This is a genomic window from Sphingomonas sp. BK345 (genome assembly GCF_014193845.1).
GTDB lineage: Bacteria > Pseudomonadota > Alphaproteobacteria > Sphingomonadales > Sphingomonadaceae > Sphingomonas.
Genome location: NZ_JACHZX010000005.1, coordinates 158,704 through 170,606 on the forward strand (window position 1 = coordinate 158,704; position 11,903 = coordinate 170,606).

Here is an 11,903-nt window from a genome sequence, read left to right on the forward strand (position 1 = left end):
GGGCTCCTGCATGCGCAGGAGCACGCCGATGGATCGATTGCCGACGGTTCGTGCGAGCGCCGCGCAAGGCTGCGCCTCGCGCGTCAGCCCTGCGCCGCGAGGTCGAAGATCAAACCCGCCTCGACCCATTTCTCCCCAGCCGCGGCCCAGGGCAGGCGCTGCTGGAAACCGTCCATCAGCGTTTCCCAGGCGACCACGTCGGGGTCGGCGGCGTCCGCCCGCGCCTTCGCCGCAGGGTCGAACGCCGCGGTGGCGTCCATCACCATCACGAGCCGGTTGCCGCTGCGGAAGATCTGCATCGCGGCGATCCCGGCGGCGCGGATGCTCGCCACCACGGGCCTGGGTACCGCGCCGGCGGCGTGCCACGCCTCGTAGCGCGCGATCGACCCAGGCTCGTCGACGAGGTCGAGCAGCAGGACGTGGCGCTGGGTCAATTGATCCACCCGCCGTCGATGATGTGTGCCTGTCCGGTGGTGAACGCGGACTCGTCGCTGGCGAGGTACAGCGCGAGCGCGGCGACTTCCTCGGGCCGCCCGAGCCGCCCCATCGGCTGGCGCGCGGTGAAGTCGGCGCGCGCCTTGGCATAATCGCCGGTGTCGTGCAGCCGCTGCTGGAGCGAGGGCGAGTCGACCGTGCCTGGGCAGATCGCGTTGCAGCGGATACCGCGCGCGACGAAGTCGGCCGCGACCGACTTGGTCAGCCCGATCACCGCCGCCTTTGTCGCGCCATAGGCGAAGCGATTGGGGATGCCCTTGATCGAGCTGGCGATCGACGCGACGTTGACGATGCTGCCGCCGCCGCGCTCCAGCATTGCCGGCAGGAAGGCGCGCACCGTGCGGTACATGGCGGTGACGTTGAGCTCGTTCGAGAAGGCCCAGGCGTCCTCGTCGCAGTCGAGAATGGTGCCGCTGTGGACGAAGCCGGCGCAGTTGACGAGCACGTCGACCGGCCCGGTCCGCCGCGGCAGCGCGGCGACTGCGGCGGCGTCACGCACGTCGAGCGCGAGCGTCTCGGCGTCGAGGCCGTCGAGCTTGGCGAGGTCGATGTCGCTGGCGATGACGCGCGCGCCCTCGCGCGCGAACAGCTCGGCGGTGGCGCGGCCGATGCCCTGGCCCGCGGCGGTGATGAAGGCGGTCTTGCCCGCCAGACGGTCGCTCACGCAGATGTCTCCGTTGAAGTTAGGTCGAGCGCGGCGCGACAATCGTCCCACAGCTGCTCGGGTATCAGGTGGCGCGCGTAGCGCAGCGTGTCCGCCACCTGCGCTTCGCCGACCAGCCCGGGGATGACGCTCGCCACCGCCGCCGCGCGCGTGGGAAATTGCAGCGCGGCGGCGGGCAGCGGCACGCCGTGGCGCGCGCAGACCCGCTCCAGCGCGGCGACCCGCTCGACCACCTCGACGGGAGCGGGGGCGTAATTGAAGTGGCTGCGCGAGGCACTGCCCTCGACCAGGATCCCACTATTGTACGGGCCGCCGATCACGACGCGCGTGCCGACGCGTGCGCAGCGATCGAGCAGCGCGGCGGCGGCGTCGGGCTCCAGCAACGTATAACGACCGGCGAGCAGGATCACGTCGAGCTCGACCGCGTCGAGCAGCCGCTCGCACACCGCGATCTCGTTGACGCCCAATCCGATCGCGTCGATTGCGCCGGCGTCGCGCAGGTCGCGGAGCGCGCGATAGCCACCGTCGAGGAAGGCGCGCAGGTGGCGCTCGGCCTCGGCGCCGTGGGTCACCTCGCCGAGATCGTGCGCGAACAGCAGCTCGACGCGGTCGCGCCTGAGCCGCGCGAGACTGGCTTCGTGGCTGCGCAGCACCGCGTCGCGGCCATAGTCGAACACCGGCTCGAGCGGCGGCGCGGCGACGAAGCCGTGGCGCTCGGGCGCTTCGCTGTCGGTCGGCACCAGCAGCCGGCCGACCTTGGTCGAGACGATCGCGCGGGCGTCCGGGTCGTGGCGCGCCAGCGCGCGGCCGAGCCGCTCCTCCGCCAGCCCGAAGCCGTAGTGCGGCGCGACGTCGAAATAGCCGATCTCCGCGGCGAGCGCGGCGGCGACGGTGGCGTCGACGGTGGCGTCGTCCACGGCGCGGTAGAGGTTGCCGATCCCGGCACAACCCATGCCGAGCGGCGGCAGCGTCAGCGTCATGCGGCGATCCCGTAGGTGGCGCGCGCGGTGCCATCGAACACCGCGGCGTGATGCTCGGCCGGCACCAGCGCGCGCGCCTGCGCCTGCCAGCCGGCATAGTCGCCCGCGAGCGCGAGCACGGGCCAGTCGCTGCCCCACATCAGCCGGTCGGGCGCGAACAGCGCGACCAGCGCGGCGGCGGCGGGCGCGATCGCCGCGGGCGGCTCGGCGGGGCCGCGCTCGGTGAGCAGGCCTGAGAGCTTGCAGCGCACCTGCGGCAGCGCGGCGAGCGCGGCCATGTCGGCCTGCCACGCGGTCAGATCGCCGAGCACCGGCTTGGCGCCGTGGTCGATCACGATCGTGAGCGCGGGATGCCTCGCCGCGAGCCGCGCGAGGCTCGGCAGGTGACGCGGGCGCACCAGCGCCTCCAGGACCAGCCCGGCGCGCGCCATCGCGTCCCACAACGCGTCGCGCGCGGGATCGTCGTACCAGCCGGCGGCGAGGTCCTGCACCATCGGGCGCAGCGCGCGCATTTTGGGCGCGCGCGCGAGTCGCGCGACCGTGGCGACCGCGTCGGGCGCGTCCACGTCGACCCAGCCCGTTACCGCGAGCACCTGCGGCTCCCTGGAAGCCACCTCAAGCAGCCACTCGGTGTCGCGCGCGTCGGGCTGCGACTGCACCAGCACCACGCCCGCGACCGCCGCCGCGCCGGGCAGCGCGCACCAGTCGTCCATGAGGAAGTCGCGGTGGATCGCGGTGAGGTCGGGCGTCGGCCAGCTGTGACCGTCGGCGCCGAGGCGCCAGAGGTGGACGTGCGTGTCGATCACGCGCGCCCCCGCCGCAGCGACAGCGCGTAGAACAGCACCACCGCGAAACAGGCCGCGGGCACGACCATGGCGACGATGATCGAGCCGCTGCGGTCCGACACCAGCCCCATCAGCGCCGGGAACACCGCGCCGCCGACGATCGCCATCACCAGCAGCGCCGCGGCGGACTTGGTCAGCGCGCCGAGGTCGCGCACCGCCTCGGCGAAGATCGTCGGATACATGATCGACATGAAGAAGCTGGTCGCCACCAGCGCGACGATGCCGACCCCGCCGCCGAGCAGCGCCGCCGCCAGCGTCAGCGCGCCCGCGATCGCGGCGAAGGCGGCGAGCAGCCGCGCGGGCGCGACGCGCGTCATCAGCGCCGTGCCCGCGAACCGCCCCGCCATGAACAGCACCAGCGACAGTGTCAGGTAATGCGCCGCGGTGCGCTCGCCCGTGCCGGGTACCGCCACCTCGCTGTAGCGGATCAGGAAGCTCCAGATGCCGACCTGCGCGCCGACGTAGAAGAATTGTGCCGCGACGCCGCCGCGCACCCGCACCGAGCGCATCACCGCGGCGAAGTCGCCCGCGGCGCCGACGCCTTCCTCGACGTCGCGTTCGGTCGCGACCGGCGGGAAGGGCGTCAAACGGATCAGCACCGCCCAAACCAGTACACCCAGCCCGATGACGAGATAGGGCAACTGCACCGCCGCCGCCTCGGCCGCGCGCGCGGCGTCGCCGGTGACCGGTCCCGACTGGCCCGAGAGGATGAACTGGCTGCCGATCAGCACGCCCGTGATCGAGCCGAGCGGGTTGAACGCCTGCGCCAGGTTGAGCCGCCGCGCCGCGCTGTCCTCGCTGCCCAGCTTGGCCATCAGCGGGTTGGCCGAGGTCTCGAGGAAGCCGAGCCCGCTCGCGATCACGAACAGCGCGAGCAGGAAGGCGGGGTAGCTCTGCCACGCCGCGGCGGGCCAGAACATCAGCGCCCCCGCGCCGTACAGCAACAGCCCGAGCAGCACCGCGGCGCGATAGCCGAAGCGCCGCATCGTCAGTGCCGCCGGGATGGCGAGGCAGAAATAGCCGAGGTAGAAGGCCGACTGCACCAGCCCAGCGCCGAGGTCGCTCAGCACGAACAGCTTCTTGAAATGCGCGATCAGCACGTCGTTGAGGTTGTTGGCGACGCCCCACAGGAAGAAGAGCGCGACGACGAGCACCAGCGGCAGCCGCCGCATCGGCGCGCCGCTCATGCCAGCCCGCGCCCATCGACGCGCACCGCAGGCACGAACCCGCCCGGCGCGCGCCCGCCCAGGTCGAGTTCGAGCCCGCGCGGCGTCTGGCGGTGCGCGACCGTGCCGCCGCCGAGCAGCGTGACGCGCTCGACTACCGGGGCGTTCGGACCCGTGCCCAATGCGGCGACGCGCGCGGTGCCGGCGGGCGGCTTGAGGAACAATGCGTACAGCGCGCCGGCGCGCGTGGTGAAGCGCACGTCCTCGGCGGTGAAGGGCTTGGCGGCCTCCTCGTTCTGCGCGCCGGCGGCGACCCGGGTCGGCCCCTCGCCGTAGATCCGCCACGGGCGCGAGGCGAAGATTGCCTCACCGTTGATCGCCATCCAGCGCTCCATCGCGTCCAGGATCTTCTCCTCCTCGGCGTCGATCGCGCCGTGACCCGGCTGGGGGATCGAGAGCAGCAGGTTGCCGTTCTTCGACACGACGTCGGCGAGCCGCTGCACCACGTCCTCGGCGGTCTTGTAGCTGCGGTCGTTGAGCCTGGCGACATTGTAGAACCAGTCGCCGATGCAGGTGTCGGTCTGCCACGGCTCGGCGCGCAGCCGGTCGCTGAAGCCGCGCTCGACGTCCTCGACGATGCCGCCGAGCTGGTGCGACTCCAGCTTCTTGCCGGTCAGCACCACCTCGGGCGCGCCGTGCCACTGGATCGCGCGGTTGTAATAGTCGGCCGCTGCCTCCAGCCCGATCGCGCCGAACGGCAGCGCGGTATCGTCCATGTAGCAGAGGTCGGGCTTGTACTTCGCCATCAGATCGGCCTGGCGCAGCAGCCATCGGGCGGCGTAGCGCGGGTCGGCGGAGGGCGGCGTCTCGATCCACTGGCCGTCATGCGCCTCGTGCCACTTGCCCATCGCCGCGGCGGTACGGATGCCGCCGGGCGCGACCATGTGGCGGCCGGTGTAGAGCTGCTGCGGGTCGAGCCCGTCCCACCAGGTGCCGCGCCCGTCGGCGCGGGTCAGGCGATAGGCGTCGTAGCGCTCGCCTGCGCGCGGCCCCTCGGGGTCATAGGCGTAGGCGGGCTGGTACCAGTGCCAGGCGTGCGCGGCATGGTTGGACACGCCGAACTTGAGCCCCGCCTGCCGCGCCGCGCGCTCCCACGTGCCGACCACGTCGCGCTTCGGCCCGACGCGCAGCGAGTTCCAGGCGTGATAGCGGCTGTCGTAGCAGTCGAGATTGTCGTGGTGGCAGGCGAGCGCCATGAAGTACTTGGCGCCGACGCGCTTGTAGCGCTCGACCAGCGCCTGCGGGTCCCAGCGCTCGGCCTTCCACAGGTTCTGGATGTCCTTCATCCCGACCTTCGTCGGATGGCCGTAGGTGCGCAGGTGGTGCTCGTAGACGGGATGCCCCTGCATGTAGAGGAAGCGGCCGTACCAATCGCCCTGCTCGGGCACCGCCTGCGGCCCCCAGTGCGACCACAGCCCGAGCTTGGCGTCGCGGAACCACTCGGGCACGCGATAGTGCGAGCGCAGCGACTCCCACGTCGGCTGGACCGGTCCGCGTACCGCGCCGGTCGGGCTGGCGGCGAGGCCAGAGCGCGCGGCGAGCACCGCGGCCGAGCCGGCGAGGAAGGCGCGGCGCTGGATCGCGGCCACGCTCAGCGCCCGAGCGCGCGGCGGATCGAGTCGAGCGCGACCGGCGCCATCGCCGCATAGCCCGCCGCGGTGGGGTGGACGCCGTCGCTCGCCAGCCCCTCGCGCATCGCGCCTTCCGGCGTGGCGAGCACCGGGTGATAGTCGACCCAGGTCGCGCCGCTGCGTCGCGCATAGGCCTTGAGCCAGGCGTTGAGCGCGGCGATCTGCGGCGCGGGGCGCTTGTCGGGGCTCCACGGGAAGGCAGCGGCGGGCGGGACCGAGGCGAGGATCACCTTGATCCCGTTGGCGCGCGCCAGCTCGGCCATGCTCTGGATATGGCCCTCGACCGTCTCGATCGTGGCCGCGCCGGTGTTGCCGGCGACGTCGTTGGTGCCCGCCATGATGTGGACCGCCTGTGGGTGGAGGTCGATCACGTCCTGGCGGAAGCGCAGCAGCATCTGCGACGTGGTCTGGCCGCTGATGCCCCGGTCGATGCGGCCGTCGCGCCAGAAATCGGGCGCGAGGTTGATCCAATTGTCCGTGATCGAATCGCCCATGAAGACGACGCGTGGCTTCTCCGTCAACGCGCGGTTGGCCGCGGCGTAGCGGCACAGCTGTCCGTGGTCGCGCGTGAGCATGTGGAGGTTCGCGATCGTCCCCGCGGTTTTGTCCGCCGGTTTTGGGTGTGCGGGGCACGGGTCGGCGACGATGCCCGAGGGATCGTCGGCGTACGGATCACCGGGTATCTTCGTCTGCGCCGTCGCGACGGTCGCGGTGGCGAGCAGTGCCGCGGCGGCGGCCCAGCTGATCGATGCGCGCAACGCTTCCTCTCCCTCGCCCGGCGCCGCCACTCGGTCGGGCAGCGCTCCTCGCGCGACGCTACAACGGGCGGAGGGGCGGACGCAACCGATGATGAAGCGGACTTTTACTGGTGAACCGAACACCTCGTTTGTCGCCAAACCGACGCTCGGCGCCTCCCGTGGATGGCTGGCGAGGGAACAGCTCGCGAGGTGCTTCGAGACGGCACTTCGACGAGCTTAGTGCCTCCTCAGCGCGAACGGCTGTAGCTCTTCCGCTTTCTTCACAAGCACAGACCGTACCGAGGCCGGTCCCCCGCTTTCCCGTTCGCGCTGAGGAGAGGCTGAGCTTGTCGAAGCCTCGTCTCGAGGCGCTGCCACGTTCAGGGGCCAGGCGGCTAGGGCCGGTAAACGGGCCACGCCCGACGCTCTTTTCGTCTCCGCGCGACGCCCCGTGACACGCGCGCAAGTGCCAGCTAACCTATCGACCTGACGCTATTTCTTCGGCGCGGCAGGGGAGGGTCTCACATGCGTCTTACGCGGGCGGCGATGATCGTCGCGGCGGTCTTCTTTGTCGGCGCGCGCGCGCCCGAGCGGCCGCCGATCACCGGCATCTCGCATCTGGCGGTGTACAGCCGCGACCTCGTCGCGTCGGAACGTTTCTACGCCGGCGTCCTCGGCGCGCGGAAGGTGGCGGACCCGGAGAATGGCGCCGGCGCGCGGTTCCAGTTCAGCGGTACGCAGTTCGTCGAGGTGCTGCCCGCGCCTGCTGGGCTCGGCGCCAGCCTGTTCGCGCACGCCGCCTACCGCACCCCCGACGCCGCGGCGCTGCGCTCCTGGTTGCTGGCGCGCGGCGCTTCCAGCGTCGGTGCGCTGGAGCAAAGCGCGGGCGAGCGCCGCTTCGGCGCGCGTGACGCCGAGGGTAATGAAGTGCAGTTCGTCGAGACCAAGACCAGCGCCGCGGCGGTACCCGGTGCGGTGAGCGGCCGGATCATCCACATCGGCCATGCCGTGCGCGACCGCGCCAAGGAGGACGGCTTCTACCGCACCCTGCTGGGCTTCCGCCCCTATTGGTTCGGCTCGTTCGAGCCACCCAAGGTCGACTGGGTGTCGCAGCAGACGCCAGACGGGCGCGACTGGCTCGAATATATGATGGTCGGCGAGGGCTCGCGCGTGACCGATGCGTCCCTCGACGCACGCCAGCTCGGCGTGCTCAACCACCTCTCGCTCGGCGTGCGCAACATGCAGACCGCCGTCACCGAATTGTACCGCGGCAAGAAGATGACCGGCCGCCACGACGGCCCGCAGATGGGGCTCGACGGCAAGTGGCAGGCCAACCTCTACGACCCCGATGGCACACGGGTCGAGCTGATGGAGTTCCATGCGGTGACCGAGCCGTGCTGCTCGGCCTTCACCGCTCCCGATCCCGAGGGGTGAGGAACGGCTCGCCCCCTTACGGTCGACGTCATCGCGCCAGCAGCGCCAGTAGCAGCGTCAGGAGGCCGAGTCCGCCCGAGAGCACCAGCCGCAGCCCCCACCAGCCGGGCAGCTCGCGCACGGCCGGCGAGGCGGCGCGATCGGCGAGCGGGGAGACCAGCACCGCGGCGCCGAGCGCGAGCAATGACGAGGCGGGCGGCGCGCCGCCGAGCAGCCACGCCAGCAGCGCCGCCCAGGCGACCAGGCTCGGCGCCACCGCCAGCACATAAGGCGCCGCGGCGGTGACGCGGCGCTCGAGCGAGTCCATCCACCACAGCCCGCCGAGGAACGACAGGATCACCGCGGCGTACAGGCCACCCACCAGCGTCGCGGCGGGCTGCAGCGCCGGCAGCGCGAGCGCGACCGCGACGCAGCCCGCCGGCGGGAGCAGCCCGGAGAGGCCGAGCCAGCGTGGCGCCGCCGGCAGCGGGCGGGGCGTCGGGTCGCGCACGAGGCTCAGGCGGGCTGCGCCGCGCCGACCGGCCCGATCTCGGCCGGCTCGCCGCGCGAATAGGTGCCGCTCAGCATGCCCGCCGCGAGCACGCGCCCGCGCAGCGCCTCCAGTACCGCGCTGCGCCCCGGGCTGACGTCGAGCGCGGCCGCCTCGCTCAGCGCGAACAGCTGGAACACATAGTCGTGGCTGCCGTGGCCGGTCGGCGGGTCGGGGGGCAGCCAGCCCTCCTGCTGGTAGCTGTTGCGGCCGACGTCCGAGCCGTCGAACGCGCCGCGCCCGTCGGCCGCGATCGCGCCCTCCTCAAGCCCCGACGAGTCGGGCGGCAGGTTCCACACCACCGCGTGGACGAGCGGGTTGGGGGCGGGCGCGTCGGGATCCTCGACCAGCAGCGCCAGCGCGACGGCGCCGGCGGGCACACCGGTCCAGGTGAGCGGCGGCGACACGCCCGCGCCGTCGGCGGTGAAGCGCTCGGGCAGCCGCGCGCCGTCGGCGAAGGCGGGGCTGGAGAGCGTGAGCTGAGCGCCGCCCGAGGGCACGATCCCGTCCTGCACGATCACCAGCTTGGCATGGCCGGCGCGGACGTTGTGCAACAGGCTGCCGAGCCAGTGGGGAACATGTTCGAGCATAGCGCCTCCTGCGGGTGATACGCGGTGAACCGCCGGCGCGCCGGCTGGTTGCGGTGGGCTTGCGCGGCTGACACTCAATCGGGCTCAGGCGACACCGTGCTCCGGCGACTGCCGGAGCCCAGGGCCACGAAGGTGGCGCTCTCGGCCCTAGGCTCCTGCGTGTGCAGGAGCACGCCGCTTATCCATAGCGGACAGTTGCAGGATCAACCCGACAGCACCGCCAGCAGCGCGAAGGTGGCCAGCCAGTGGCCGCCCATGTAATCGTCGTCGAGGTGCGGCAGGCTGGCGGCGAGGTGCGCCTCGGCGACGTGGCGCATCGCCGCGGCGGCGGGGTGGCGCGGGCCGAGCGCGGCGGCGAGCTGGCGCCAGCACCAGGCGCGGCTGAGGTTGAGCCCGTCGAGGTGCGCGATCTTGCCGTCGCTCCGGTCGGACACATGCGCCGGTCGGAACAGGCTGGCCGGCTCGCCGCGCGCGACGTCGGGGAGGAAGGCGTCGAACCACGCGCCGAACGCGTCCGCGGGCAGCACGCGGCTCATCAGCAGCGCCTCGCACAGCGCCGAGGAGAGGAAGTCGTCGCCCGACGGCTCCCACGCCTGACATGCTCGGTCCCCGCCGAACCAGCCGCGCGCGCGCGCGTCGATCAGCTCGATCAGCGCGGGGTCGTGGCGGAGCGCCCAGTCGCGCGCCAGCACCAGCGCGAAGCTGGTGTTGAAATGCGTGCCGACGCGCACCGCATAGGTCAGCTTGGGCAGGTAAGCGGCGAAGCGCGCGGCGAAGGCGCGCGCCAGCGGCGCGAGCGCCTCGCCCCAAAGCGCGGCGTGCCGGTCCGCCTCGTCGTGGAGCGCGAGGAGCCACGCCCAGCCATACGGCCGCTCGAACCCGCCGCTCGTCGGCCGGTCGAGGTAGGCGAGCTCGCCCGCGACCTTGCCGGGGACCAGCATGGCGTCGGCGCGCGCGCGGATCGCCTCGGCTTCGGCCAGCGACGGGAACAGGCGGCGGATCGTCAGCAGCTGCCACCAGCCGTGGACGCAGCTGTGCCAGTCGAAGCTGCCGTGGAAGATCGGGTGGAGCGTCGCGGGCGGCACCGCGTCGTGCGCGCCGGTGAGGACATGGTCGAGCTTGTACGGATAGGCGCGCCCGACATGGTCGAGCGTGATGCGGGCGAAACGCGCGGCGAGCGCGGGGTCGAGCCTGGTCATCGGATCACCCACCATAGCAGCAGCACGTTGAAGAGGAGCAGCGGCAGCGCGGTCGCCGCCTGGGCGCGGATCACGCCGTAGCGGTCGCGCAGCTCGAGCAAAGCGGCGGGCACGATGTTGAAGTTCGCCGCCATGGGCGTGAGCAGCGTCCCGCAGAAACCCGCCAGCATGCCGATCGCGGCGACGGCGGCGGGGTCGCCGCCATACTGGCGCACCAGCAGCGGCATGCCGACCGCCGCGGCCATCACCGGGAAGGCGGCGAAGGCATTGCCCATCACGATCGTGAACAGCGCCATGCCGAGCCCATAGGCAATCGCGGCGCCGAGCACGCTCCCCGCCGGGATCGCGCCACCGACCAGCCCGCCGACCACGTCGCCCACGCCCGCGAGCGCGAACACGGCGCCGAGACTGGCGAGCAGCTGCGGCATGATCGCGGCCCAGCCGATCTCGTCGAGCAGACGCCGCCCCGCGCGCACCCCCGCGAGCGGCGGCGCGCGCAGCCGCCAGTGCCCGAGCGCGAGCGCGACCAGCACGCCGAGTGTCAGCGCCACCAGCGTGGCCTGCTGCGAGTCGAACAGCGTCGGCAGGCGCTTGAACAGCAGGGTGCCGCCGAGCGCGGCGGCGGGGATCACCAGTGCCAGCGCGAGCAGGGGGCCGTGTGGCTCACCCGCCGTCTCGGGCTCGCCGCGGCGCATCCGGCCCGAGGTGGCGGTGGCGACCAGCGCGAGCACGAGCACGCCGTTGCCGAGATCGCCGATCGCGTCGCCCGCGAAGAAGGAGAGCGCGAGCAGCGCGTGGAACAGCGCGTTGGCCCAGCGGCGGTCGGTCGCGCCGAGCACCGCGCAGGCGGCGAAGAACAGTCCCGCGACCGCATAGACAAGGTTGAGCCCGATCATCGCGCGCGCCGCTTCAGTCGGCGATCGAGCCACCACAGCCGCGCGCCATGGACGAGGAAGGCGGCGAGCGCGGTCGGGATCGCCCAGACCGAGAGCTGGAACGGCTCGACGCGCACGCCATAGCCCTCGAGCACGCCGCGCATCAGCAGGATCGAGCCGATCGCGATGAAGATGTCCTCGCCGAAGAACAGCCCGATATTGTCGGTCGCCGCGGCGAGCGCGCGGATGGGCTCGCCGTCCTCTTCTCCCTGGCGTGCCGCGGCGGCCTCGGCCATGGGCGCGACGAGCGGTCGCACCGTCTGCGCCGGCCCCGCCACCGCGTTGAGCCCGAGCGCGGCGGAGAGCTGGCGGAACAGCAGATAGCCGGCGAGCAGGCGCCCCACGGTGAGCCCGCGCAGCCCGCCGACCAGTCCGCGCGCCCGCTGCTGCAGCCCGGCGCGCTCGAGCAGGCCGATGACCGGGAGCACCATGTAGATCGCGGTGACGTAGCGGCTCTGGTTGAAGGCGTGGCCGAACCTGGCGAGCACCGTCAACGGGTCGAGCCCGGCGGCGAGCCCGGTCACCGCGGCGGCGACGACGATTACCAGCAGCGGGTTGAAGCGCAGCAGGAAGCCCAGCGCGATCACGGCGACGCCGGCGAGGACGAGCATCAGCGGCGGGGCCGGGTGGGGAGAAGA

General features: G+C 72.5%; 13 protein-coding genes. 1 reads left to right on the top strand and 12 read right to left on the bottom strand.

Annotated features, from left to right (window positions below):
* Window positions 1-83 precede the first annotated feature (83 nt).
* From FHY03_RS15990 to FHY03_RS16020, 7 genes are read right to left on the bottom strand one after another with little or no spacing between them, the layout of a single operon-like run.
* A complete protein-coding gene (locus FHY03_RS15990; protein WP_311721964.1) occupies window positions 84-443 on the bottom strand; it encodes an L-rhamnose mutarotase in 360 nt (119 codons plus the stop codon).
* Window positions 431-1,159, bottom strand: coding sequence for an SDR family oxidoreductase (locus tag FHY03_RS15995; protein WP_183931658.1), 729 nt, complete (start codon window positions 1,157-1,159; stop codon window positions 431-433). Before FHY03_RS15995 ends, FHY03_RS15990 begins: the two co-directional genes overlap by 13 nt.
* Window positions 1,156-2,139, bottom strand: coding sequence for an aldo/keto reductase (locus FHY03_RS16000; protein ID WP_260159327.1), 984 nt, complete (start codon window positions 2,137-2,139; stop codon window positions 1,156-1,158). The genes FHY03_RS15995 and FHY03_RS16000 overlap by 4 nt, the downstream gene beginning before the upstream one ends.
* Window positions 2,136-2,945, bottom strand: a complete 810-nt coding sequence (locus FHY03_RS16005; protein WP_183931659.1) for an amidohydrolase — start codon at window positions 2,943-2,945, stop codon at window positions 2,136-2,138. Before FHY03_RS16005 ends, FHY03_RS16000 begins: the two co-directional genes overlap by 4 nt.
* Window positions 2,942-4,171 carry an L-fucose:H+ symporter permease gene (gene fucP / locus FHY03_RS16010; protein ID WP_183923415.1) on the bottom strand — a complete coding sequence of 410 codons (1,230 nt, stop codon included), beginning with the start codon at window positions 4,169-4,171 and terminating at the stop codon, window positions 2,942-2,944. The genes FHY03_RS16005 and fucP overlap by 4 nt, the downstream gene beginning before the upstream one ends.
* Window positions 4,168-5,799 carry an alpha-L-fucosidase gene (locus FHY03_RS16015; RefSeq protein WP_183931660.1) on the bottom strand — a complete coding sequence of 544 codons (1,632 nt, stop codon included), beginning with the start codon at window positions 5,797-5,799 and terminating at the stop codon, window positions 4,168-4,170. The genes fucP and FHY03_RS16015 overlap by 4 nt, the downstream gene beginning before the upstream one ends.
* A 2-nt stretch (window positions 5,800-5,801) precedes the next feature.
* A complete protein-coding gene (locus FHY03_RS16020; RefSeq protein ID WP_221190265.1) occupies window positions 5,802-6,599 on the bottom strand; it encodes an SGNH/GDSL hydrolase family protein in 798 nt (265 codons plus the stop codon).
* 504 nt (window positions 6,600-7,103) lie between these two features.
* Between FHY03_RS16020 and FHY03_RS16025 the strand changes: the two genes are divergently transcribed.
* A complete protein-coding gene (locus FHY03_RS16025; RefSeq protein ID WP_183931661.1) occupies window positions 7,104-8,012 on the top strand; it encodes a VOC family protein in 909 nt (302 codons plus the stop codon).
* A 28-nt stretch (window positions 8,013-8,040) separates the two neighbouring features.
* Here FHY03_RS16025 and FHY03_RS16030 read toward each other — a convergent pair whose 3' ends face one another.
* The 5 genes from FHY03_RS16030 to FHY03_RS16050 form a co-directional block, all read right to left on the bottom strand.
* On the bottom strand, window positions 8,041-8,502 hold the full coding sequence (locus tag FHY03_RS16030) for a DUF3429 family protein (RefSeq protein WP_183931662.1): 462 nt from the start codon (window positions 8,500-8,502) through the stop codon (window positions 8,041-8,043).
* A 5-nt stretch (window positions 8,503-8,507) separates the two neighbouring features.
* Entirely contained in the window at window positions 8,508-9,131 is a 624-nt protein-coding gene (locus tag FHY03_RS16035; protein ID WP_183931663.1) for a YbhB/YbcL family Raf kinase inhibitor-like protein, read from the bottom strand.
* A 203-nt stretch (window positions 9,132-9,334) separates the two neighbouring features.
* Entirely contained in the window at window positions 9,335-10,330 is a 996-nt protein-coding gene (locus FHY03_RS16040; RefSeq protein ID WP_183931664.1) for a DUF2891 domain-containing protein, read from the bottom strand.
* Complete coding sequence (locus FHY03_RS16045; protein WP_183931665.1) at window positions 10,327-11,226, bottom strand: 5-oxoproline transporter, DUF979 family subunit; 900 nt, start codon at window positions 11,224-11,226, stop codon at window positions 10,327-10,329. The genes FHY03_RS16040 and FHY03_RS16045 overlap by 4 nt, the downstream gene beginning before the upstream one ends.
* The gene (locus tag FHY03_RS16050; RefSeq protein ID WP_183931666.1) at window positions 11,223-11,876 is read right to left on the bottom strand and encodes a DUF969 domain-containing protein; all 654 of its coding nucleotides are present in this window, start codon (window positions 11,874-11,876) and stop codon (window positions 11,223-11,225) included. The genes FHY03_RS16045 and FHY03_RS16050 overlap by 4 nt, the downstream gene beginning before the upstream one ends.
* Between the last annotated feature and the right edge of the window lie 27 nt (window positions 11,877-11,903).

Bases quoted from the DNA above. Each gene is read 5' to 3' on its own strand.
- FHY03_RS16035 (WP_183931663.1), bottom strand. From the start codon at position 9,131: ATGCTCGAACATGTTCCCCACTGGCTCGGCAGCCTGTTGCACAACGTC.
- FHY03_RS16025 (WP_183931661.1), top strand. From the start codon at position 7,104: ATGCGTCTTACGCGGGCGGCGATGATCGTCGCGGCGGTCTTCTTTGTC.
- FHY03_RS16050 (WP_183931666.1), bottom strand. From the start codon at position 11,876: ATGCTCGTCCTCGCCGGCGTCGCCGTGATCGCGCTGGGCTTCCTGCTG.
- FHY03_RS16040 (WP_183931664.1), bottom strand. From the start codon at position 10,330: ATGACCAGGCTCGACCCCGCGCTCGCCGCGCGTTTCGCCCGCATCACG.
- FHY03_RS16045 (WP_183931665.1), bottom strand. From the start codon at position 11,226: ATGATCGGGCTCAACCTTGTCTATGCGGTCGCGGGACTGTTCTTCGCC.
- fucP (WP_183923415.1), bottom strand. From the start codon at position 4,171: ATGAGCGGCGCGCCGATGCGGCGGCTGCCGCTGGTGCTCGTCGTCGCG.
- FHY03_RS16000 (WP_260159327.1), bottom strand. From the start codon at position 2,139: ATGACGCTGACGCTGCCGCCGCTCGGCATGGGTTGTGCCGGGATCGGC.